We start from the raw sequence: 21,794 nt of genomic DNA on the forward strand, positions 1-21,794 counted from the left end.
CCGCGGTGCACGACCGTTGCCTTTCCCCGTCGGCAAGCGCAGGAGGGGCACAAGAGAGCATTCCTGCACACCGCCGACTGACCGTCAACTGACATGTCACTGACCCCAGCCGGACCCAGGAGGTTCCATCTGCCATGAGCACGCTCTTCACCGACGCCGTCATCATCCCCGTCGACCCCGCCCAGCCCCGCTGGTTCCGCGGCTGGCTCTCCGTCGACGACGAAGGACGCATCAGCGGTCTCGGTGAAGGTGCACCGGACCAGGCGACCATCGAAGCTGCCGACACCCTCGTCAACGTCGAGGGCGCCTTCCTCGCACCCGGGTACATCTCCGCGCACAGCCACATCTACACCGGCGGCATGCGCGGCATCGCCCACACCGAACCGCTGTACACCTGGGTCACGCAGAACTCCGCGATGCTCGCCGAGGCAGACCCGGAGATCATGTACTGGCTCTCCCGCGCCGGTGGACTCGACCACCTCGCCGCGGGTGTGACCAGCGTCTACAACTTCACCCAGTCGCGCGTGGTGTGCCGGTTCGACTACGCATCCTCCACGCTGAAGGCGGTGAAGGTCCACGACCCGGACTTCGTCACCCGCCAGATCGACGGCGTGGCGGACGCCGGTATCCGGTTCGTCACCTCGGTACGCGTCGACGACGAGCAGCTTCCCGAGGCGGACGCCGTCGCCGGATTCGACGCCGCGATGTCCCACCTGACCACCATCGACGCCAAGACCCCGGCACTGAACCTGGGCGGCTCCGTCTACGGCGCGGTGCAGTGGGCCTCCGGCCGACGGACCGCCGAGCTGGAGAAGGAGCTGATGGCGAAGTGGGCGATCACCAACCAGGCACACTTCGTGGAGACCGCCGAGCAGATCGAGATCCAGCAGGCGAAGTTCGACTGGTACGACGACGCCGGTGTGCTCGGCACCGACTTCGCCTTCGGGCACTTCGTCCACCCGACCGAGCGGATGGTGGACCGGGTGGTGGAGTCCGGCACATCGGTGGTGTGGCAGGCGATGTCCAACGGACGGCTCGGCTCCGGCATCGCCGACATCACCGGGCTGCTGGCGAAGGACGTGACCGTGGGTATGGGTGTCGACGACCAGTCCTGCACGGACACCTCCGACCCCTTCGAGAACATGCGCACCGGACTGTTCACCCAGCGTGCGGTCCATTCGGACGCCTCAATCATGTCAGTGGACCAGGTGCTGCACCTGCACACCCTGGGCTCGGCATCCTCGATCGGAGTGGCGGACAAGGTGGGTTCGCTGACGGTCGGCAAGTACGCCGACCTGGTGGTCGTCAATCCGCGGCACCCGGCGACCGGTCCGGTGTGGGACCCGGTGGCGACCTACGTTCTGGCCTGCGGGCTGCGACACCTGCGCCGGGTATACGTCGGCGGCAAGGTCGCCTTCGACGCGGACCTGCCCGGTGGTGTGACCGGTGCCGACGGCGTGACCTACGACGAAGTCAACCGGGCCGCCGACGAGGGCATGGTCCGCTCCGCCGTCGCCGGCGGGTTCACCCCGGCGTACTGAGCATCCCTACCGGGGCGGGTGATCCGCTGACAGCGGATCCGCTCCAGGCAGCATGGCCTTGTCGGCGCGTCCTCACCGGTCGCAGGGTGGACGCCATGTCAGAGAACACACCCGACCCCACCCGAATCCTGGACGCCGAGATCTACCGCGACCTCTTCGAACGACGCACCGTCGTCCTCGGCGACGCCCTCGAACAGGACACCTCCAACCGACTCTGCGCCTCGGTCCTGCTCCTGTCTGCCCGTGATCCTCAGGCGGACATCGCCCTGCTCATCAATTCCCCCGGCGGCTCGGTGCCGGGGATGCTCGCCATCCGCGACTGTCTGCGCGGCATCCCCAACGACGTCGCCACCGTCAACCTCGGTATGGCCTACAGTGCGGGCCAGTTCCTGCTGTCAGCCGGGACGCCGGGCAAGCGCTACGCCCTGCCACACTCCAAGGTGCTGCTGCACCAGGGGTCCGGCGGGATCGGCGGCACCGCACAGGACATCGAGATCCAGGCTGCGGACATCGCCCATACCCGCGATACCGTGCTCGGCTGCATCGCCGACGACACCGGACGCCCGCTCGAGCAGGTCACCAGGGACTCGCTGCGCGACCGCTGGTTCACCGCCGAGGAGGCGAAGGAGTACGGATTCATCGACCACATCGTGCCTGACCTGGAATTCCTCATCGGACCCGGCGCACTCACCGCCCGCCGTTCCCGGCTCGGGCTGGGGGCGTGACCATGACCAGCTACCCGATCCCCTATGTCACCACCTCCACCCCGACCGGTGAGAAGACGGTCGACATCTACAGTCGCCTGCTCGATGAACGCATCGTCTACCTGGGCACACCCGTCGATGACGGCGTGGCGAACGCGGTAATTGCGCAGTTGCTGCACCTGGAGAGCGAGAGCGCGGACGCCCCGGTCTCGCTGTACATCAACTCCCCCGGCGGTTCGCTGTCGGCGACGATGGCGATCGTCGACTGCATGGAATTCATCGGGCCGCAGGTGGAGACGACCTGTGTCGGCCAGGCTGTCGCGTCTGCTGCACTGCTGCTGGCCGCCGGTACGCCGGGCCACCGCGCGATCCTGCACCACGGGCGGGTGGTCCTGGCCGCACCCGTCACCGAGGGAGGACGCGGCACCATTCCGGATCTCATCATCGAGGCCGAGGAGATGGAGCGGATCCGTCGGCTGCAGGAGTCGGTGCTGGCGTCCCACTGCGGTCGCACCGCGGACCAGGTCAGGGAGGACACGGAGCGGCAGCTGGTGCTCGCCCCGGATGCCGCGGTCGACTACGGGATCGTCGACAGGGTGCTCACGCAGCGCACATGAGGACGGCCCCGCCGGTGCCGGTGGTCGTGGCAGGGGACGTCGGCGCCCAGGACCGGATCGCGCCACGGGTGAGCTCGAAGGAGGACTTCCCCAGTGCCCCGGCCACCGCCTCGAGCATCTCCGACGACGGGTCCTTCATGCCCCGTTCGAGTTCAGAGAGGTACTGCGGCGAGATCCCGGCACGGTCGGCGGTGTCCCTGAGACGTTCTTTCCTGGCGGTACGGTGACGTGGCAGGAGGATGTCGGCATCACGCAGCCTGAGGGCGCTCAAGCCCCCTCGCCAACGACCTCAGGGCGCGTACTGCGGACATGCCGGGGTGTCTCCCTGAAAACAAGTGCAGACCGGGACCGGCACGGATAGGCTCACCTTCATCGATGTAGTCAACCAAGGAGCCCTCCGTGCCACTTCCTCCCGTTCTGCAGTCACCGCTGTCCGTGCCCGTGGTGGCGTCCCCCATGTTCATCGCGTCCTCCCCGGAGCTCGTCATCGCGCAGTGCACGTCCGGGATCATCGGTTCCTTCCCGGCGCTCAATGCGCGCCCCGCCGAGAAGCTGGACGAGTGGCTCACCCGGATCGAGGAAGGCATCGCCGCTTTCCAGGAGGAGAATCCCGACGCCGTGGTCGCGCCGTTCGCGGTGAACCAGATCGTCCACCACTCCAACGACCGCCTCCGGCAGGACATGGCGACGATCGTGAAGCACAAGGTACCGATCGTCATCACCTCACTGGGTGTCGTCCCGGAGATCAACGAGGCTGTCCACTCCTACGGCGGCATCGTCCTGCACGACGTGATCAAGAACCGCCACGCACAGAAGGCAGTTGAAGGCGGAGCGGACGGCATCATCGCCGTCGCCGCCGGAGCCGGCGGACATGCGGGCAGCCAGTCGCCGTTCGCACTGCTCAACGAGATCCGCCAGTGGTTCGACGGCCCACTGCTGCTGTCCGGGGCGATCTCACACGGGCGCTCCATCTTCGCCGCCCTGGCCGCCGGCGCGGACTTCGCCTACATCGGTTCGCCGTTCCTGGCCACCCCGGAGGCGAACACCGTCGACGACTACAAGCAGATGATCGTCGACAGCAACGCCTCCGACGTCATCTACAGCAACCTGTTCACCGGTGTCCACGGTAACTACCTGCGTGGGAGCATCGAGAAGGCAGGCCTGGACGCGGACAACCTGCCGGAATCCGACCCCTCGAAGATGAACTTCGGCTCCGGCGGCGGGAACGACGCCAAGGCGTGGAAAGACATCTGGGGCTGCGGCCAGGGCATCGGCTCCATCACCGGGATCCAGCCCGCCGCGGACCTCATCGCACAGTTCAAGGACGAGTTCCGGGCCGCGGTGGACGCGTTCGACGAGAAGGTGCGTGTCCGGCAGCTGTAGCTCTACGCCGGCCCGCCGGGGAGGCATGACTTCACTGACGCTGCCTTATTCTCCCCGGATTTTTCCGAGGTGTACCGCAGCCATGCCGAGTGCGGCGATGGTCTCCCCGTCGGTGATGACGGTGCCGACCATCGCCAACAGTGCCCTCACTGCCACCAGAACCGGACTGCGCCCGCAGGCCGCGGGCGATGAACACCGTCTCCGGTGCGGCGCAGATCCCGTTGAGGGCGTTCATCGTTCCGGTCTGCGTCCACTCGTCCGCCTCGAACCCGGTCTCCACCAGCAGTTCTCGACGTGCGGCCGCCAGAGCGTCCTGCCCGTCTGTGCCGCCCGAGACCACCTCGAGGGATCTCCCGACGGTGCACCGGTCGATATCGACCATGAGGACGCGGTCGTCCTCGTCGAGAGCGATGATGATGACTGCGGGGTTGCGTAGTTCGACGACACCGTAGATGCCGTCGGCACCATCGGGACGCACCACCTCGTCCTCACGGACCCGGATCCACGGATTCCCGTAGGCGAACTGCGAGGATGTGGTGGCTCAGGCTGACGTGGAGCCTTGCGCTGTATCCGTACGCTCACTCATGCGGGCCAGCCTACGACGTCGCACCAGGGCATGTAGGCATCACGCAGTCTGAGGCTGTCTGGGACCCCTCGTGAGCGACCTCACGCTGCGTGTTGCCGACATGCCCTGCCAGCGTCCCGAGCCGAACGCCTACGCTGTGAACCATGCGCATCACCGTCATCGGGGCCGGCGTCACCGGCCTGTCCTGTGCCCTCGAACTCGCCGGAGCCGGCCATGAGGTGACTGTCGTCGCCGACCACGGCCCCGGGGACACCGTCTCCGCCCGCGCCGGCGCACTCTGGTTCCCCTACGACGTCACTGTCGAGAATGCCCCTGACCTGGAGAAGCGCTCCCTGATCAGGTTCGTCGAGCTGGCAGACCAGGCCGAGGCCGCGCAGTCCGGGGGCGCGGACGACGTCACCGACGACATCGCCCCGGTCGAGATGCGCCGCGGCTTCCTCCGTGAGCGCCTCGACCCGCCGGACCGCTCCTGGGTCCCGACCGTCACCGACGTTCTCGGCGAGAACGCCGTGACCGAGGTCGAGCGGGAAGGTACACGAGGAACCGAGCGGGGTGTCGAGACGACCCTGCCGATGATCATGACCCCGACCTACCTGGCCTGGCTCATGGACTCCTGCCGGATCGCCGGTGTGGCGTTCCGGTGGAAGACGGTGGAATCCCTCGACCTGCTGGTCACAGGCGCCTACAACACCGCTCCCCCGGAGGCGGTCGTGATCTGCGCCGGCATCCGTGGCGGTGAGCTGCTGGGTGGGGACGACGAGATCACTCCGGTCCGCGGGCAGGTCATCGTCTTCGCCAACGGTACCGATGATGAAGGGGACGACGAAGAAGACAACGAAGAAGACAACGAAGAAGACAACGAGGGTGAGGACAGCGGCCCCGTCCTCACCGACTGGTACGTCGACGACGATGATCCGGCGAACATGACCTATATCTTCCCCCGCGTGGACGACATCGTCGTCGGTGGTGTCGCCGAGGTCGGGAACTGGAACGAGGATCCGGACGCGGAGACCGCCGAAGCGATCCTCGCCCGGGCAGAGGCCCTGGTCCCGGCACTGAAGGAGCTGCCGATCCTCGGTCACGGCGCAGGGCTGCGTCCTTCCCGGTCCACCCTGCGCATCGAGCAGGTCGACACCGACGAGGTGAACATCCCGGTCATCGCCGCCTACGGACACGGCGGAGCTGGTGTGACCCTGAGCTGGGGCACCGCCGAGCGCGTCGCGGAGATGGTGGACGCACTGTAGGTCAGCCGCTGATCAGGCCGAAGGTTCCCCGAGCAGCAGCACGAGGAACTCGCAGAGGACGCCGGGCTTCACGGTGCCGTCCCCACCGTCGATCTCGAGGGTGAGCTCAAGGGTGACCAGCGTGCCGGAACCCTTGGGGGTGACATCGACGAGCAGGGCGTGCGCACGGATCCGGTCGCCGACGTGCACCGGGACGGGGAAGCGCGCCTTGTTCAGCCCGTAGTTGATCAGTGCGGGCCAGGCGGAGAAGTCGAAGGTCTCCCCGGCCAGGGTCGGCAGGTACGAGAGGCTGAGGAAGCCGTGGGCGATGGGTCCGCCGAAGGGGCCGGCGTCCGCCCGCTCCTTGTCGACGTGGATCCACTGGTGGTCGTCGATGGCGTCCGCCATGGTGTTGACCCGCTCCTGGGTCATGGTGGTCCAGTCGGTGACGCCGAGGTCCTCGCCCTTCGCGGCGGTCAGTTCCTCGGTGCTGGTGAAGCTGCGCATGGAGTCTCCCGGGTGGTTGAAAGGTCAGATAAGTGAGTCGTCGAGGTCATGGAGCCGCCGGTCTTTCGAGGCGACGAGGTCGAGCCGGGCGTCCGCCCGGGGCAGCAGGTGGTCGATGAAGAAAGACGCCGTGAGCAGCTTCGACTCAGCGAAACTGTCGGCGCTTTCTCCGGTACCGTTCCTCTCCCCCAGGGCACGGACCTGGTCGGCGAGCAGCCAGGCGACGACGATGTCGCCGGCGGCCTCGAGGTACATCGTCGCGTTGGCCAGGGCGGTGCCGGCGTCCTTGTCCTCCCAGACAGTAGCGGTGGCTTCGGCGAGGCGCGTGGCGCGGGACCGCAGCGGATCGGCGAGTTCCGGGTGACTGTCCGCCAGCGCGTCGCAGGTCGCGGTGATCCGGCCGAGCAGGTCGCGGAAACCGGAGCCGCCGCTGAGCAGGACCTTGCGTCCCAGCAGGTCGATGCCCTGGATGCCGTGGGTGCCCTCGTGGATCGGGTTGAGCCGGTTGTCGCGGTAGAACTGCTCGACCGGGTGGTCGCGGGTGTAGCCGGAGCCGCCGAGGACCTGGATCGCCAGGCTGTTGCCTTCCAGACACCACTGCGACGGCCAGGACTTCGCCACCGGGGTGAGCACCTCCAGCAGCAGGTGGGCGGCCTCTCTCTCCTCCGGGGAGGACGCCGCCACGGACTCGTCGAGCACCTTCGCGGTATAGAGGACCACCGCGACCGCACCTTCGGCGTAGGCCTTCTGCTCCAGCAGCATGCGGCGCACATCGGCGTGACGGATGATCGGCACGGCCGGGGTCTTCGGGTCCTTGGCGTCCAGCGGACGGCCCTGGATGCGTCCACGGGCGTAGTCACGGGAGTGCAGGAAGCCGGTGACGCCGAGGGCTGTCGCACCGGCGCCGACGCCGATGCGCGCCTCGTTCATCATGTGGAACATGTAGAACAGGCCCTTGCCCTCCTCACCGATGAGGTAGCCGACGGCGTCGTCGTAGTTCAGCGCGGTGTTCACCGTGCCGCGGTAGCCCATCTTGTGGTTGATGCCGACGAGGCTGACGCCGTTGCGCTCGGTGAAGCAGCCCGGTTCGCCGGGGTTCTCCAGCCACTTCGGCACGATGAACAGGGACAGCCCCTTCACACCGGGACCTCCGGTGCGGGCGAGGACGAGGTGGACGATGTTCTCGGTGACCTCCTGGTCGCCGCCGGAGATCCACATCTTGTCGCCGCGGACGCGGTACGTGCCGTCATCCTGCTTCGTCGCCGAGGTGGTGAGGTCGCCGAGAGCGGAGCCGGTGCCGGGTTCGGAGAGGTTCATCGTGCCGGACCAGCGGCCGTCGAGCATCGGAGGCAGGAACTTCTGCTGGAGTTCCTCGGTGGCGTGGGTGCTGATGAGGTTGGCCGCACCCGTGGTGAGCAGCGCATAGGACACGGTGCCGAGGTTCGCCGCCTGGAACCAGAGGAAGGCCGCCCGGTAGATCAGTGCGGGCAGGCGGAAGCCACCGTGCTTCCCGTCCATCGTCGCCGAGAGCAGACCGGCTTCGGCGAAGGCGTCGAGGGCGGGCTTCACCTCGTCGATGAGCTGCACCTTGCCGTCGACGAGCGTCGGTTCGTTGAGGTCACCGGTGCGGTTGTGCGGTGCGAAGAGGTCCTCGGCGAGCTGCCGGGAGAGGTCCAGCAGGCCGTCGAAGGTCTCCCTGCTGTGCTCGGCGAAGCGGTCGAAGCCGGTGAGGGATTCTGCGTCGAGCCAGTCGTAGAGGCAGAAGTTGATGTCGGTGGCGTCGAGGATCAGTGATTCTCGGGTGTCCATGTGACTCCTCGGGGTCGGTCCAGGGTCGGGGCGGCTGTTCTGAACTGTGATTCATTACATTACCTGACCCAACATACCCGACTCCCCTGCCGTTCACCGGCGGATCGTCAACGCCTCACAGTCCTCGTCGCCGGAACAGTGACCGCGGCACCAGCACCGCCAGCACCCGGGTGACCCGACTGCCGCGTCCGGACAGGTCCTCGACCGCACCGTCCAACAGTCCGCGCAGGTCCTCCCGCGAGTCCGAGTAGTCCCGGCCACCGAAACGCTCCGCTGAGGCCGCGGACGCCAGCGCCTGCACCTGGTCACCGCCGAGCTGCTCGGCCCAGGCCTCGGGCGTGCGGGCCCGCAGGTCTCCCGACGCCGGGCTCAGCCCGAGGTCCGTGGCCTTCGCGGTGGCCTCGGACCAGGCGTCCTGCGCCGGGTGACCGCCGGAGGTGATGCCACGGCGACGCCACCGGCCCACCAGCCACCGCACCAACGCCGGAGCCAGGAGCAGCAGGACCACACCTACCGCCACCAGCACCGGGAGCGGGATCGTGAACCCGGAATCCTCCTCATCAACCTCCGGGGACGCCGGATCCTCCGGCATCTCCTCGGGCTGCGGGATCGTCGAGGGCTCTGAGGGCTCTGAGGGCTCCGGTGGTTCCGGGGTCTCCGAGGGGGTCTCGGACTCGGCCGGCGGTTCCTCCGAGGGCTCCGGTGGTTCCGGGGTCTCCTCAGCCGGAGTCTCCTCGGCGGGCTGTCCTTCCGCGGAAACCTCCAGGCCACCGGGACCACCCGGCGTCGGCTCGAAGGCGACCCAGCCGATGCCGTCGACGAGGATCTCCGGCCAGGCGTGCAGCTCCCGTGCCTTCACGTTCGTCGGGCCCTCAGCATTGGTCCGGGCCGCGTACCCCACCGCCATGCGGGCGGGGATACCCAGCTCACGCGCCATGACGGTGAAGGTCGAGGCATAGTGCACGCAGAACCCGGAGCGCTGGGTCAGCAGGGACTCCATGACGGAATACGGTCCCTCCGCCCCGGGGTCGTAGGGGACCGAGTCGTCGTAGCTGAAACCGCTGGTGCGGAACCAGTTCTCGAGCGCGTACCCGGCCTGGATCCGGTCTGTCACTCCCCCGGCCGCCTCGTTCGCGGCATCGCGCAGCGAGGTCGGCATCTCTCCCGGAAGTTCCAGGTAGGACGCCTGGTCGATCGTTCCGGTGTCCACACCGGACGCCGCCAGGGCACCGAGGTCCACCTCGCCGAGCCTGCTGGAGACCAGCGGCACCGATTCGACGGTGTACAGGTCACCGTCGCGGGTCACGGCCTTCGACGCCTTCGCGGTCGCGGAGTCCGTCATCCAGGTCCATTTGTCCGGTTCGAAGTCGCTCCGGTCCTCCGGCCTCTCCTCGGTGGGAACCACCCGGTACGCCGACTGCGGCAGCGGCAGCCATTCACTGCGCAGCCCGTCCATCGTCACCGTCGTCGACTGCAGGCCCGGCGGTGTCTGTGCCGACCGGGGTTCATCGAGGCTGACGGCGCCGTCCTCCCTGGCGTCCTCCTTCGGGGTCCAGCGCCCGTCCTCGAAGTCGGCGAGGGTGGCCAGCGTGAAGTAGTGCGCGCCCGGGGTCGCGGTCTCGAAGCTGAAGACGCGGGACCCGCTGCGTTTCTTCAGGTCCTCGGCCAGGGAGACGGTGACGTCCGGCACGGTGCTGTTCACCGGGGACTTCACCACCGCCGGGTTCCAGACGCGGTCGGTGGCGTCCGGCATCGCGGCGACGACACCTACCGCGATGACGCCGGCCAGTGCCGCCATCGTCAGGCCTGGCACCGAGATCCGGGGCGCGGCGGTCCAGGCCAGGAGCACCAGCAGGACGCCGGCCGCGATGATCAGCGACCGGTCGACGACCACACCCGTCGCGGCGACCGGCGCGAGCAGCAGCAGGGACAGGAAACCGCCGGTGGCGAACGGTGCACCTACCCCGACCAGCAGGGAGGACGCCGCGATCCCCAGCATCAGGCCCATGAGCAGCAGCAGGTCACCGACCGGACCGGCGGGGTCGAAGGGTGTCGCCGCGGTGTTGACCACCTGCGCCGCCTGGTCGAACATGTCGACCGGGTGGCGTAGCCACTCCCCCGCACGCCCGGTGCCGATGAGCAGGACGAACCACGTCACCGCGCCGGCCGAGGCGCCGCTGACCAGGGCGAGAGTCTCCCGGCGTGGCGGCAGGACCGAGGCCACGACGGTCGCAGGGAGAACGGTCACCGCGAAGATCAGGAGGATCTGCCACTGCCACGCACCGACGTGGAAGATGAGGTCCATCGACTGCAGGACCACGGCGCACAGCAGGGTGATGAGGACGCCGGCCATCAGAAGCCGGGGTCGGAAAGCTCTGGTCGGGGCGGCCATCAGCGACGCGCCTCCGGGGTGTTCAGGGCGAGGTCCTCCACGACGACGAGTTCACCGGTGGCTCCATTATCTCCGGCGCCCCTCATCCGGTCGGTGAGACCGCGGGTGACGGTGCCGGTGACGATCACATCGGCGGGGACCACCAGCGCGTCCCCGGGCGTGTCCCCGGCAGTGTCCGTGGTGCTGACGAGCGCGAGGACGCGGCGCACCTCGTCGCCGTGTCCGCAGGCCTCGACCGGGCGGTCACCGCAGGTGAGCAGCACCCGGTAGCCCTCCTCGAGCAGCCGGTCGGCGACAGTGACCGTCGCCGAGACCGCCGCCTCGAAGGACACCTCAGAGCTGTAGCAGTCGGCATCGGTGACCAAGTGCACGGTCGCGTCCTTCAGATCGGGGGCGTCGTACTGGTTGACCAGCAATTTTCCCAGTCGGGCGCTCTGTTTCCAGTGGACCTGACGCACGGCGTCCCCGGTGCGGAACTCACGCAGCACACCGGCTGGGATGCCGGACACCGCCGAGTAGTCCACGGCGGCGCCGTCACCGTCGTCGGAGCGGGCCGGCAGCGGGCCGGGGATCTCCTCGGGCAGACCGTCGAGCGGACGGGGCAGGACGAGGAGGTCACGCCCGGCGTCCACCCGGATCCGGCGGACAACCAGGCCCAACGGGTCCGGCAGGACGAGCCCGGCGATACCGGTCCACTGCACACCACGCTGCCGGGCACGGAAGTTCACCTGGGAATCGACCGGGGTCCGGGCGACTGTGGCGTTCTGTCGGACAGCGCGGTCGCCGAAGAGCCACAGCACCCGGGTGTGCAGCTTGAGCGGCAGGCGTTGGACGACCGTCGCGGAACAAGCCACACCACCGCCGACGGTCGGGGTGGTGTCCGGCACGTCGACCTCGGTGCGCATCTGTGCCAGCGGCGGCACCACCAGCACGAACAGCAGGGAGAGCAGCAGCATCACCGCGGGAAGCACCATGAGGTAGCGCAGATCCTGGAGTTCGAGGACGCGCCACAGCACCACGAGAATCACGGTGCAGACGAGGAAGCCCCACCCACGCCCGGTGAGCGCGACCGGCAGGGTCTTTCGCTTCGCCCTCATCGCCGACCCGTCACTGCAGCCCGGTCGAGGCGACGATCCGGGAGACGAGATTCACCGCCGTGGAGTGGGCGTCGCCGACGGTGGCGAAGCGTCCCCGCAGCGACAGACGGTGCGGCAGCACCATGGCCGCCAGGTGGGCGACATCATCCGGGATCACGAAGCCGCGGCCCTGCATCGCCGCACGTGCCCGGGCCGCCCGGATCAGGTGCAGGGTGGCACGCGGGCTGGCGCCCAGGGCGATGTCGGGGTGTCGCCGCGTCGCCGAGACAATGTCCACCAGGTAGCGGGCGACCGGCTCGCCGACGGCGATGTCGCGGACCGCACGCTGCGCGGCGAGGACGTCGTCGACACCGACGACGCTGCGCACCAGTTCCTCAGGACGCCGTGCACCGTGGGAGAGCACCATGTCGATCTCCGCCTGCGGCTCCGGGTACCCCAGCGAGATGCGGGTCATGAACCGGTCACGCTGCGCCTCGGGCAGCGGGAAGGTCCCGGCCATGTCCTGCGGGTTCTGGGTCGCGATGACCATGAACAGGTCCGGCAGGTCATGGGTGGTGCCGTCGACGGTGACGCGGCGTTCGGCCATCGCCTCCAGCAGGGCGGACTGCGTCCTCGGCGAAGCACGGTTGACCTCGTCACCCACGGCGAAGTTCGTGAAGACGGGGCCGGGGTGGAACTGGAAGCGTTGGGCCTCGTCGTCGTAGACCGTCACACCGGTGACGTCGGTGGGCAGCATGTCCGAGGTGAACTGGATGCGCCTGACCTCGGCATTCACCGAACCGGCCAGGGCGGTCGCCAGGGTCGTCTTGCCGACACCGGGGACGTCCTCCAACAGGACATGACCGCCGGCGAGCAGGGTGGTGATGACGGCGTCGATCGCCGCGGTCTTGCCCTTGAGGACCTGCGCCAGGGAGGTGTGCAGGGTGTGGGCGAGATCGCGGACCGCGGTGACGGCGGCGTCAGTGGTGCCGGTGGTGCCGGTGGTGTCGTTCATCGACGCGTCCTCCCCCTCAGGATCCGCGGTAGGTGGAGTAGCCGAAGGGGTTCAGCAGCAGCGGAATGTGCAGGTGGGAAGGGGTCGCCGGGTCCACCTCGGGGTCCTCGACAGTGAAGGTGATGTCCACCCACGGGTAAAGGGTGGCGGTGTCGGCGGCGGCGAGGAAGTCACCGGTGTGGAACCGCAGGCGGTAGGTGCCCGGGGCCGGGTCGACGGTGAAACGGTACCGGCCGTCGGCGTCGGTCGTGGCGGACTCCAGGACGGTCGGCTCGGCGGTGACGTCCGGGCCGTGGTCGGTGACCTCGAGCTTGACGAGCTCGACCTGCAGACCCTGGGCGGGCAGACCGGTGGTGGTGTTGAGGCAGTGCGTGGACAGACTCATGATGGTGCTCCTTGTGGGTGTGTACTGCTCGGTGTTATTCAGTGACGGTGCCGCGCAGGCGCAGTCCGTTGATGGCGTCGAGCTGGCTGATGCTGAACAGCCACTCCTCGGCCGGGTCGACGGTGAGCCGTCGCTCCAGCTCGGCCCGGATCTCCGCACTCGACCGACCGGCGGCCTTGATGAGAAAATTCCAGCCGAAGTGCTCCCGGTAGGTCGGCTGGAGCTCACGCACGGCGTCCAGGTCGGCGGACTCCGTCGCACCCGCCTGCTCGGAGGCGGACCGGGAGCCGGCGGAGACGCTGCCGCCGATCGGGGGGTGGGCGTTGACCGCCGCCAGGACCTCCGACTCCGGCTGGGCCGCAAGCAGGGAGGACGCCGCGTCGACGAGTGCGTCGACCGAGGTGAACGGGCGGGCGTCCGCCACCGAGACGGCCAGCGGAGCGGAACCGAAGACGGCCTCCAGTTCCGGGGTGACGTCGGCGGCCGGGGCGTCGTTGAAGTCGGCGAGGGTGAACGTGGTCATGGCGCCATCGTAGCCATCCCCGCACCCGGCGTCCCCACCAGCGTGCCGTTGACCACCACCCCCGCGACCGTCCGGTCGTCGCCGAGCATGAGGCAGGCGAAGAGGAGCTCCTCGGTGGTGGTGCACCGTGCGGCACGGTGGGCGAGGACGGGATCGGCGGGTGTCCCGGACGTGGCAGTGCCGGCTGCCGGGTCGAGGATGACGAGGTCGGCGTCCTTCCCCGGTGTGATGCTGCCGACGTGTGCGTCCACCCCGAGGGCACGGGCACCGTCGAGGGTGGAGTGGTGCAGCAGGTCGGCGGCGGTCAGCGGGGCGGAGCCGGTGGAGCTGGCGAGGAGACGGGAGACCTTGTACGCCTCCCCCGCCGTGGCCAGCGGGGACAGCGAGGTGCCGGCGCCGACATCCGAGCCGAAACCGATGCGCAGGTCCGGGACCTTGCTGCGGATGTCCTTGAGCGGGAAGAGTCCGGAGCCGAGGAAATTGTTCGAGGTCGGGCAGTGTGCCAGCGAGGCTCGGGCCTCGTCGAGACGGGTGAGTTCGCGGTCACTGAGGTGGACCGCATGGCCGAAGACGGCGCGTTCCCGGACCAGACCGGCGCGGTCGTAGACGTCGGTGTAGTCGGTTGCCTGCGGGAACAGTTCTGCCACCCAGTCACATTCGGCGGTGTTCTCGGCGAGGTGGGTCTGGATGACGACGTCCGGGTGGTCGGCGGCGAGCTCACCGAGGGCCCGGAGCTGGGCGTCCGAGGAGGTCGGTGCGAAGCGCGGGGTGATGGCGTACTCCAGGCGTCCGGTCCCGTGCCAGCGGTCGATGAGTGCCTTACTGTCCGCGACGGCGGACTCGGGGGTGTCGAGCAGGTCGGCCGGGGCGTTGCGGTCCATGCACATCTTGCCCGTGATGATCCGCAGGTCCTTACGCTGCGCGGCCGTGAACAGGGCGTCCACGCTGTGCGCGTGGACCGTGGAGAACACCAGGGCGGTGGTGACACCGTTGCGGAGCAGCTGGTCGGTGAAGAACTCCGCGGTGGCCTCGGCATGGGCCTTCTCGGCGAAGCGGGCTTCGGCGGGGAAGGTGTAGCGGTCGAGCCAGTCGAGCAGCTGCTCGCCGGGCGAGGCGATCATCCCGATCTGCGGGTAGTGGACGTGGCAGTCCACGAGGCCGGGGATGATCAGTGCGTCGCCGTGGTCGAGGAAGGCAGTGTCAGGGTAGGCGCCCAGGATGTCGGACGCCTCCCCCACCGCCACGATGGTGGAGCCGTCGACGACGACGGCGCCGTTCGGGATGTCGAGCAGTTCGGGGGTGCTGGGCGAGGTGTTGGTGGAGGTCGCGTCCTGCGGGGTGACGACGTGACCGAGGTGGATGTCCACGGGGATTCTCCTGGGGAATGGGGTCGCAGAGGGGCTGGGCGGTGTGATGCCCGCTCACGCCCCGTGGGCGATCTGTCCCCTGGTCCACGCCCGGAGGTGTCCTGTCCCGTGTCTCATGGGCACGAGTATGCCGGAGCCGTGTTTCGGCCGTGTCACATCGGCGCATCGCGCAGCAGCCGGGCTACTCCTGCTTCCGCTCCTCGGCGGCACGGATCTCCTCCGCCTTCGCCGCGGCAGCACGGGCCTCAGCGACCGCGGCCCGGGCGATCTCCGCCTTCGACTGCGCCCACACCGCCGCACGCTCGGCGTTGTTGAGCACCACCGAGGTGGACTCCGAGTCCCCGGTCGGGCCGGATCCGTCGGTCTCCTCCGGCCCCTCGGTCTTCTTCCCCTCCAGCGCCGGGGCGAGGTGCCCGCCACCGGTGCGGTTGAGCAGCAGGTTGAGGACGATCACCGTGATCGCACCGGCGGAGATGCCGGAGTCCAGGATCATCTCCAGCTCCTCCGGCAGCTTCTCGTACATACCCGGCAGGACGCTCGGTAGCATGGCCACCGCGATGGACACACCGACGATCAGGGCGCGGGTCTCGTTCCACACGACCGTGGACAGCGTCCTGATACCGGAGGACGCGACCATGCCGAACAGTGCGACTCCGGCCCCGCCGAGCACCTGGGACGGGATACCGGTCGCCACGGCACCCATCTTCGGCAGCAGGCCGAGGATGATGAGGATGATGCCGGCCGCGGTCACCACGAAGCGCGAGGCGATGCGGGACAGCGCCACCAGGCCCACATTCTGGGCGAACGCGGAGTACGGGAAGGTGTTGAAGACACCACCGAGGACGGTGGCCAGACCGTCGGCCCGCAGACCGTCGGAGAGCGTGCGACCGTCGACCGGCTTCTTCACCACGTCACCGACGGCGATGATGTCACCGGTGGTCTCGGTCATGATGACCAGGCCCACGATGACCATGGTGAAGATGGCGGCGGCGTCGAAGGTCGGGGCACCGAACTGGAACGGGGTGGGGATGTCCACCCAGGACGCCGGGCCGACCTCGGACCAGTCGGTCATACCCATGAACTGACCGATGACGGTACCGACGATGATGCCCCCGAGCACCGCCAGGGACTTCGCGCGAACCGGGGCGAACCGGTGGATGCAGATCACGACGATCAGCGTCAACAGGGCGAGCAGGAAACCCTTGGCGGTTCCGATCTCGGACTCTTCACCGTTGCTGTTGTGCACCCAGCCGGCCGCGACCGAGAGCAGCGACAGGCCCACCACGGTGATGACGGTGCCGGTGACGATCGGCGGGAAGTACCGCACCAGCCGCGCGAACAGCGGCGCGAGGAGGATCATCATCACGCCCGCGGCGATCACCGAACCGTAGATCGCGGTGACGCCGTGCTCGGAGCCGATGGCGATCATCGGCGAGACAGCGACGAAGGACACGCCCTGCATCAGCGGGAGTTTCGCACCGAATCGCCACAGTCCGACCGACTGGATCACCGAGGCCAGACCGGCGACGAACAGGTCGGCGACGATGAGATGGTGCAGGTCAGAGGAGTCGAACTGACCTGCGTTGATCAGCGCGCCACCGACGATGAGCGGCACGGCCACCGCACCGGCGTACATCGCCAGCACGTGCTGCAGGCCGAGGATGAACAGCCGGGGCCACGGCGGACGCTGGTCGACGGGATGGAGGGCAGGCGAGTCGGCTACGGGGTCGGGGGCGGACTCACCCGGCGCGGCATTCGGCGATTCGGTCATGCGGAGAATTATGACACCCGTACTGTTTGAGATCTGTGTCCGGGGGATCATGGCGCCCCCGGTTGTGGTCAGGCTCTCGTCGGTGGTTCCGCTGTGCTCCCCGCGCCCCCGGTGTCTTCAGCGGCGCGGATCTCCTCCGCCTTCGCCGCGGCAGCCCGGGCTTCGGCGACCGCGGTGCGGGCGTCCTCCGCCTTCCGTGCCGCCCAGGCGGCGGCGCGCTCGGAGTTGTTGAGCACCACCGAGGTGGATTCGGAGTCTCCGGTGGGGCCGTCGTAGGTCTCCTGTACAGCACCCAGCCCCGGAGCCAGATGGCCGCCGTCTTCGCGGTTGAGCAGCAGGTTCAGCAGGATGACGACGATCGCTCCGGCGGAGATGCCGGAGTCCATGATCATCTCCAGCTCGGTGGGCAGCTTGGCGTAGAGGTCCGGCTGGACGCTCGGCAGCATCGCCACGGCGATGGCCACACCGACGATGAGTGCCCTGGTCTCCGTCCAGGTCACCGTGGACAGCGTCCTTATCCCGGACGCCGCGACCATGCCGAACAGTGCCACACCGGCACCACCGAGGACCTCGGAGGGGATGCCGGTGGCCACTGCACCGAACTTCGGCAGCAGACCGAAGATGATGAGGATGATGCCGGCGGCGGTGACCACGAAGCGGGACGCGATGCGGGACAGTGCCACCAGGCCGACGTTCTGGGCGAAGGCCGAGTAGGGGAAGGTGTTGAAGATGCCGCCGAGCATGGTGGCCAGGCCGTCGGCCCGCAGACCGTTGGACAGGGTCTTTCCGTCGACCGGCTTCTTCACCACGTCACCGACGGCGATGATGTCACCGGTGGTCTCGGTCATGATCACCAGACCGACGATGGCCATGGTGATGATTGAGGCGATGTCGAAGGTCGGGGTACCGAACTGGAAGGGCGTCGGGACGCCGACCCATTCGGAGCTTCCGACCTCGGACCAGTCGGTCATGCCGACGAACTGGCTGATGATCGTGCCGACGATGATGCCGCCGAGGACGGCCAGCGACTTCAGGGCGCGGGGAGCGAAACGGTGGATGAGGATGACCGTGACCAGGGTGATCAGGGTCATGATGAAGCCCTTCACCGTGCCGCCGTCCGGCTCCTCACCGTTGCCGGCCTGGTTGTTGAACACCCAGCCGGCGGCGACGGAGAGCAGGGACAGCCCGACGACCGTGATGATGGTGCCGGTGACGATCGGTGGGAAGTAGCGCACCAGGCGGGCGAACAGTGGTGCGATGAGGATCATCAGCACACCGGTGGCGATGACTGAGCCGTAGATGGCGGTGATGCCGTGCTCGGAGCCGATGGCGATCATCGGCGAGACGGCGACGAAGGACACACCCTGCATCAGCGGCAGTTTCGCGCCGAATTTCCAGATGCCGACCGACTGGATCACCGAGGCGATACCCGCGACGAACAGGTCCGCTGCGATGAGGTGGTGCATGTCCGACTGGTCGAACTGCCCTTGCGCGACCAGTGCGCCACCGACAATCAGGGGGACGGCGATCGCACCGGCGTACATCGCCAGGACGTGCTGCAGGCCCAGGATGAACAGCCTGGGAAGGGGCGGACGCTGGTCGACCGGGTGGACGGTGGATGCCGCGTCGGGCCCGGTGGTCTCAGGAGCGGAAACATTCATGCCCCTCAGTGTCTGCGAGGCGTGTTACCGCCCGGTGACACCGATGTTGCAGGACGCGTCCGCAGCCCACTCCCGGGTCCGCGCGACATCATTGTCCATGCACTCGATCAGCTCCTCGACAGTGTCGAAGGCCAGCTGGCCGCGCAGCCGCTCACACAGATGCACCGCCAACTCCCGGCCGTAGAGGTCCTTCGAGTGCCCCGCCGGGAAGTCGAGCACGAACGCCTCCAGCAGGAAGACGCCCTCCGGGCCGTAGAAGGTGGGACGCCGCCCCATGGACACGGTGACGGTGAGACTCTCACCGGTTGACCGGTCCTCGGCCACACCGGCCCACACACCGGACAGCTCCACCTCCTGGTCCGGGGTCAGTCCGGTGACGGCGATGTTCGCGGTCGGGAAGCCGAGTTCGCGTCCCCGCTTGTCACCGTGCTCGACGGTGCCTGTGACGATGTGCATGATGACCTCCTCGTGAGTGCGTGGGGCGTCCTACCGGAAGTTGGGGATAACCTGGTCGATGAAGAGCTGCAGCGAGGCCTTCTTCTCTTCAAAGGTCATCGAGTTGTCGATCCAGTAGGAGTACTCGTCGTAGCCCATGTTCTCGTAGTCTTTCAGGCGGGTGGTGACCTCCTCGGGAGTGCCGATCATCGCGGACCTGTGCAGCGAGTCGGGAGCGAACTCGGGGCGCTCGGCGACGGTCTCCAACGGCTGCGGGTCGAGGAAACCGTTGACCGGCTCCTTCCTGCCGAAGGCCCAGGAGCTGAAGGTGCGGTAGTAGCGGCTCACGGCCTCGGCGGCAGGACGCCACGCCTCGGGCTCGTCCGGGGAGTGGACGAAGGTGTGGCGCAGGACCATGATCTCCGGCTTGCGCCCGATCTCCGGATGGTTGGCGACCGCACCGTCGAACTTGTCCTTGAGGTCACGGACCTCGGCGTCGTCCTTCATCAGCGGGGTGACCTGGACATTGCAACCCTCGGCGACGGCGAAGTCGTGGGTCTCGGCGGTACGGGCGGCGACCCACACCGTCGGGCCGTCGTCCTGGACCGGCTTCGGCACAGAGGTGGAGGTCGGGAAGGACCAGTGCTCACCGTCGTGGGCGTAGTCCCCGGCCCAGAGTTTCTTCATCGCCGGGATGAGTTCGCGCAGGTAGGTGCCGCCGTCCTTGGCGGACAGGCCACCGGCCAGGCGGTCGAACTCGAACTGGTAGGCACCACGGGCCACACCGATCTCGGCGCGTCCCCCTGAGATGACGTCGAGCAGCGCGGTCTCACCGGCGGCGCGCACCGGGTTCCAGAACGGGGCGATGATGGTGCCCGCGCCGAGCCGGATGGTGCTGGTCTTGCCGGCCAGGGCGGCCAGGGAGACCATCGGGTTCGGGGCGACGGTGTACTCCATCGAATGGTGCTCGCCGGTCCAGACGGTGCCGAATCCACCGGCCTCGGCCAGCTGCACGAGCTCGACGAGGTTGTTCCAGTGCTCTTCGTGGGTGATGGAGTTGTCCCAGCGCTCCATGTGGATGAACAGTGAGAAACGCATTATGAGTTCCTTTCGGCGATAGTGACGTTGGTGCGGGCCCACAGGTCGTGCGGTACCTCGCGGACGATGACGGTGATGTTCTCGGGGGCGGCGTCCACGGTCTGTTCCGCGACCTTGTGGACCCCGTCGATGAGCGCCCTGAGCTGTTCGGGGCTGCGTCCTGCGGCAATGGAGATGTCGATGAGAGACATGTGGGTTCTCCTCAACTAGCCACGCATGACGAAGGGGTCGGCGACCGGACCCTCGTCGGTGTTGATCCAGACGGACTTCAGGCGGGTGTACTCGTTCATGGACTCGATGCCGTGCTCGATGCCGACACCGGACTTCTTGAAGCCCTGGCGCGGCGACATCGGCGACATCGCCCGGTAGGTGTTGATCCACACCGTGCCGGCCTCCAGGCCACGCGACATACGCATCGCCCGCTGCAGGTTGGAGGTCCACACACCGGCGGCGAGGCCGTACTCGGTGTCGTTGGCCTGTGCGAGCACCTCCTCCTCCGTCTCGAAGGGGATGACGGCGGTGACCGGGCCGAAGATCTCCTCCCGGCAGACACGCATGTCGTTGGTGGCGTCGGTGAGGACGGTCGGCTGCAGGAAGTAACCCGGCAGGTCGACATCCGGGCGCTCACCGCCGTAGTGCACGGTCGCACCCTCGGACTTCCCCAGCTCGATATAGGACTTCACCTTGTTGAGCTGGTCTTCGAAGGCCAGGGGTCCCAGCTCCGTGTCGTCGTCGAGCGGGTCGCCGATCCTGATGGTGGACGCCCGCCTACTGACCTTCTCCAGCAGCTCGTCGTAGACGGAGCGGTGGGCGAAGACGCGGGAGCCGGCGATGCAGGTCTGGCCGGCGGCGGCGAAGACACCGGCGACGACACCCATGGCGGCGTTGTCGACATCCGCGTCCCCGAAGACGATGTTCGGGGACTTACCGCCGAGCTCCAGGGTGCAGCCGATGAAGCGTCCGGCGGCGGACTTCGCGATGCCGGAGCCGGTGGCGGTGGAGCCGGTGAAGGAGATCTTCGCCAGGCGCAGGTCCTCGACCAGGGCGGCACCGGCTTCCGAGCCGTAGCCGGTGACGACATTGACAACACCGTCGGGGAAGCCGGCCTCGGAGGCGATCTCGGCGAGCCGGACGATGGTGCGCGAGGTGTACTCCGAGGGCTTGATGACCAGGGTGTTTCCCGCGGCCAGCGCCGGGGCCAGCTTCGAGATCGTCAGCGTGATCGGCGAGTTCCACGGGGTGATCGCACCGACCACGCCCAGCGGCTCGCGCATGGTGAAGTTGATGATGTCCAGGCTGGTCGCCGGGATCTGGGAGCCCTGGACCTTGTCGGCCAGTCCACCGTAGTAGTAGAGGTACTCCGGCACGCTCTTGAGCTGGCCGCGCATCTCGCGCAGCAGCTTGCCGTTGTCGAGGCTCTCGTAGAGGGCGAGTTCGTCGCCGTACTCCCCGATGAGGTCGCCGAAGCGGCGGAGCAGGTGGCCGCGCTTCGTGGCGGTCAGGCCGGCCCAGGCGGGGTTGCGGAAGGCCTGGGCTGCGGCATCGACGGCGGCGGCGACATCCTCGTCGGTGCCGCGGGCGACCTCGTAGAGGGTCTCGCAGGTGGCCGGGTTGATGGAGGCGAAGTACTCGCCGGACGCAGGGGCGCGTCGCTCTCCGTTGATGAAATGGTCGATACGGTCAGTGATGGTGGAAGACACA

Annotated in this window: 21 protein-coding genes; 5 read left to right on the forward strand and 16 right to left on the reverse strand. The window is 68.1% G+C overall.

From position 1 onward, the window contains the following. Positions 1 to 134: 134 nt before the first annotated feature. From ACZ9GM_RS11055 to ACZ9GM_RS11065, 3 genes are all read left to right on the forward strand, one after another. Positions 135 to 1,541 (forward strand): amidohydrolase family protein, encoded by a 1,407-nt coding sequence (locus ACZ9GM_RS11055; protein ID WP_476037844.1) that lies wholly within the window; start codon positions 135 to 137, stop codon positions 1,539 to 1,541. 95 nt (positions 1,542 to 1,636) lie between these two features. Beyond that, complete coding sequence (locus ACZ9GM_RS11060; RefSeq protein ID WP_291474490.1) at positions 1,637 to 2,266, forward strand: ClpP family protease; 630 nt, start codon at positions 1,637 to 1,639, stop codon at positions 2,264 to 2,266. Positions 2,267 to 2,268: 2 nt separating this feature from the next. Beyond that, positions 2,269 to 2,862: a ClpP family protease gene (locus ACZ9GM_RS11065; protein ID WP_291474491.1), complete on the forward strand. Its 594-nt coding sequence runs from the start codon at positions 2,269 to 2,271 to the stop codon at positions 2,860 to 2,862. Here ACZ9GM_RS11065 and ACZ9GM_RS11070 read toward each other — a convergent pair. Next, complete coding sequence (locus ACZ9GM_RS11070) at positions 2,846 to 3,133, reverse strand: helix-turn-helix domain-containing protein (RefSeq protein WP_367273313.1); 288 nt, start codon at positions 3,131 to 3,133, stop codon at positions 2,846 to 2,848. The two genes, ACZ9GM_RS11065 and ACZ9GM_RS11070, sit on opposite strands and share 17 nt — an antisense overlap. 128 nt (positions 3,134 to 3,261) lie before the next feature. Here ACZ9GM_RS11070 and ACZ9GM_RS11075 point away from each other — a divergent pair, with 128 nt between their 5' ends. Beyond that, the gene (locus ACZ9GM_RS11075; protein WP_291474492.1) at positions 3,262 to 4,245 is read left to right on the forward strand and encodes an NAD(P)H-dependent flavin oxidoreductase; all 984 of its coding nucleotides are present in this window, start codon (positions 3,262 to 3,264) and stop codon (positions 4,243 to 4,245) included. A gap of 31 nt (positions 4,246 to 4,276) precedes the next feature. Here the strand turns inward: ACZ9GM_RS11075 and ACZ9GM_RS11080 are convergent, their stop codons facing one another. Continuing rightward, positions 4,277 to 4,726 (reverse strand): NUDIX domain-containing protein, encoded by a 450-nt coding sequence (locus ACZ9GM_RS11080; protein ID WP_476037845.1) that lies wholly within the window; start codon positions 4,724 to 4,726, stop codon positions 4,277 to 4,279. Positions 4,727 to 4,974: 248 nt separating this feature from the next. On the opposite strand from ACZ9GM_RS11080, the gene ACZ9GM_RS11085 reads away from it, so the two are divergent. Next, on the forward strand, positions 4,975 to 6,075 hold the full coding sequence (locus ACZ9GM_RS11085) for an FAD-dependent oxidoreductase (RefSeq protein WP_476037846.1): 1,101 nt from the start codon (positions 4,975 to 4,977) through the stop codon (positions 6,073 to 6,075). 12 nt (positions 6,076 to 6,087) lie between these two features. Here ACZ9GM_RS11085 and ACZ9GM_RS11090 read toward each other — a convergent pair whose 3' ends face one another. The 14 genes from ACZ9GM_RS11090 to ACZ9GM_RS11155 all read right to left on the reverse strand — a co-directional run bounded on the left by ACZ9GM_RS11090 (position 6,088) and on the right by ACZ9GM_RS11155 (position 21,793). Continuing rightward, positions 6,088 to 6,561 carry a MaoC family dehydratase gene (locus ACZ9GM_RS11090; RefSeq protein WP_476037847.1) on the reverse strand — a complete coding sequence of 158 codons (474 nt, stop codon included), beginning with the start codon at positions 6,559 to 6,561 and terminating at the stop codon, positions 6,088 to 6,090. A gap of 24 nt (positions 6,562 to 6,585) precedes the next feature. Next, positions 6,586 to 8,370 (reverse strand): acyl-CoA dehydrogenase, encoded by a 1,785-nt coding sequence (locus ACZ9GM_RS11095; protein WP_291474496.1) that lies wholly within the window; start codon positions 8,368 to 8,370, stop codon positions 6,586 to 6,588. Between the two features lie 115 nt (positions 8,371 to 8,485). Next, positions 8,486 to 10,762, reverse strand: a complete 2,277-nt coding sequence (locus ACZ9GM_RS11100; protein ID WP_476037848.1) for a transglutaminase TgpA family protein — start codon at positions 10,760 to 10,762, stop codon at positions 8,486 to 8,488. Further along, entirely contained in the window at positions 10,762 to 11,859 is a 1,098-nt protein-coding gene (locus ACZ9GM_RS11105) for a DUF58 domain-containing protein (RefSeq protein WP_291474498.1), read from the reverse strand. Before ACZ9GM_RS11105 ends, ACZ9GM_RS11100 begins: the two co-directional genes overlap by 1 nt. Before the next feature lie 10 nt (positions 11,860 to 11,869). Further along, positions 11,870 to 12,853 (reverse strand): AAA family ATPase, encoded by a 984-nt coding sequence (locus tag ACZ9GM_RS11110; RefSeq protein ID WP_291474499.1) that lies wholly within the window; start codon positions 12,851 to 12,853, stop codon positions 11,870 to 11,872. Between the two features lie 16 nt (positions 12,854 to 12,869). Beyond that, entirely contained in the window at positions 12,870 to 13,238 is a 369-nt protein-coding gene (uraH, locus tag ACZ9GM_RS11115) for a hydroxyisourate hydrolase (protein ID WP_291474500.1), read from the reverse strand. Between the two features lie 34 nt (positions 13,239 to 13,272). Next, on the reverse strand, positions 13,273 to 13,761 hold the full coding sequence (locus ACZ9GM_RS11120) for a 2-oxo-4-hydroxy-4-carboxy-5-ureidoimidazoline decarboxylase (protein WP_291474501.1): 489 nt from the start codon (positions 13,759 to 13,761) through the stop codon (positions 13,273 to 13,275). Next, positions 13,758 to 15,128, reverse strand: coding sequence for a guanine deaminase (guaD, locus tag ACZ9GM_RS11125; RefSeq protein ID WP_291474502.1), 1,371 nt, complete (start codon positions 15,126 to 15,128; stop codon positions 13,758 to 13,760). The genes ACZ9GM_RS11120 and guaD overlap by 4 nt, the downstream gene beginning before the upstream one ends. A 181-nt stretch (positions 15,129 to 15,309) precedes the next feature. After that, on the reverse strand, positions 15,310 to 16,899 hold the full coding sequence (locus ACZ9GM_RS11130) for a nucleobase:cation symporter-2 family protein (protein WP_291474503.1): 1,590 nt from the start codon (positions 16,897 to 16,899) through the stop codon (positions 15,310 to 15,312). Between the two features lie 68 nt (positions 16,900 to 16,967). After that, on the reverse strand, positions 16,968 to 18,560 hold the full coding sequence (locus ACZ9GM_RS11135; protein ID WP_291474504.1) for a nucleobase:cation symporter-2 family protein: 1,593 nt from the start codon (positions 18,558 to 18,560) through the stop codon (positions 16,968 to 16,970). Between the two features lie 24 nt (positions 18,561 to 18,584). Beyond that, positions 18,585 to 19,016, reverse strand: a complete 432-nt coding sequence (locus ACZ9GM_RS11140; protein WP_291474505.1) for a riboflavin kinase — start codon at positions 19,014 to 19,016, stop codon at positions 18,585 to 18,587. 30 nt (positions 19,017 to 19,046) lie between these two features. After that, positions 19,047 to 20,093, reverse strand: a complete 1,047-nt coding sequence (locus tag ACZ9GM_RS11145) for an LLM class flavin-dependent oxidoreductase (protein ID WP_291474506.1) — start codon at positions 20,091 to 20,093, stop codon at positions 19,047 to 19,049. Beyond that, a complete protein-coding gene (locus ACZ9GM_RS11150; RefSeq protein WP_476037849.1) occupies positions 20,093 to 20,284 on the reverse strand; it encodes a tautomerase family protein in 192 nt (63 codons plus the stop codon). The genes ACZ9GM_RS11145 and ACZ9GM_RS11150 overlap by 1 nt, the downstream gene beginning before the upstream one ends. Positions 20,285 to 20,299: 15 nt before the next feature. Continuing rightward, positions 20,300 to 21,793, reverse strand: a complete 1,494-nt coding sequence (locus ACZ9GM_RS11155; RefSeq protein ID WP_476037850.1) for an aldehyde dehydrogenase — start codon at positions 21,791 to 21,793, stop codon at positions 20,300 to 20,302. Position 21,794: the final 1 nt, after the last annotated feature.

It is taken from the genome of Corynebacterium sp. UD i78, assembly GCF_056280545.1.

Excerpts from the sequence above, each read along its gene's own strand:
- ACZ9GM_RS11055 (WP_476037844.1), top strand. The coding sequence starts at position 135 with ATGAGCACGCTCTTCACCGACGCCGTCATCATCCCCGTCGACCCCGCC.
- ACZ9GM_RS11060 (WP_291474490.1), top strand. The coding sequence starts at position 1,637 with ATGTCAGAGAACACACCCGACCCCACCCGAATCCTGGACGCCGAGATC.
- ACZ9GM_RS11065 (WP_291474491.1), top strand. The coding sequence starts at position 2,269 with ATGACCAGCTACCCGATCCCCTATGTCACCACCTCCACCCCGACCGGT.
- ACZ9GM_RS11085 (WP_476037846.1), top strand. The coding sequence starts at position 4,975 with ATGCGCATCACCGTCATCGGGGCCGGCGTCACCGGCCTGTCCTGTGCC.
- ACZ9GM_RS11090 (WP_476037847.1), bottom strand. The coding sequence starts at position 6,561 with ATGCGCAGCTTCACCAGCACCGAGGAACTGACCGCCGCGAAGGGCGAG.
- ACZ9GM_RS11095 (WP_291474496.1), bottom strand. The coding sequence starts at position 8,370 with ATGGACACCCGAGAATCACTGATCCTCGACGCCACCGACATCAACTTC.
- ACZ9GM_RS11100 (WP_476037848.1), bottom strand. The coding sequence starts at position 10,762 with ATGGCCGCCCCGACCAGAGCTTTCCGACCCCGGCTTCTGATGGCCGGC.
- ACZ9GM_RS11105 (WP_291474498.1), bottom strand. The coding sequence starts at position 11,859 with ATGAGGGCGAAGCGAAAGACCCTGCCGGTCGCGCTCACCGGGCGTGGG.
- ACZ9GM_RS11110 (WP_291474499.1), bottom strand. The coding sequence starts at position 12,853 with ATGAACGACACCACCGGCACCACCGGCACCACTGACGCCGCCGTCACC.
- uraH (WP_291474500.1), bottom strand. The coding sequence starts at position 13,238 with ATGAGTCTGTCCACGCACTGCCTCAACACCACCACCGGTCTGCCCGCC.
- ACZ9GM_RS11120 (WP_291474501.1), bottom strand. The coding sequence starts at position 13,761 with ATGACCACGTTCACCCTCGCCGACTTCAACGACGCCCCGGCCGCCGAC.
- ACZ9GM_RS11130 (WP_291474503.1), bottom strand. The coding sequence starts at position 16,899 with ATGACCGAATCGCCGAATGCCGCGCCGGGTGAGTCCGCCCCCGACCCC.
- ACZ9GM_RS11135 (WP_291474504.1), bottom strand. The coding sequence starts at position 18,560 with ATGAATGTTTCCGCTCCTGAGACCACCGGGCCCGACGCGGCATCCACC.
- ACZ9GM_RS11140 (WP_291474505.1), bottom strand. The coding sequence starts at position 19,016 with ATGCACATCGTCACAGGCACCGTCGAGCACGGTGACAAGCGGGGACGC.
- ACZ9GM_RS11145 (WP_291474506.1), bottom strand. The coding sequence starts at position 20,093 with ATGCGTTTCTCACTGTTCATCCACATGGAGCGCTGGGACAACTCCATC.
- ACZ9GM_RS11150 (WP_476037849.1), bottom strand. The coding sequence starts at position 20,284 with ATGTCTCTCATCGACATCTCCATTGCCGCAGGACGCAGCCCCGAACAG.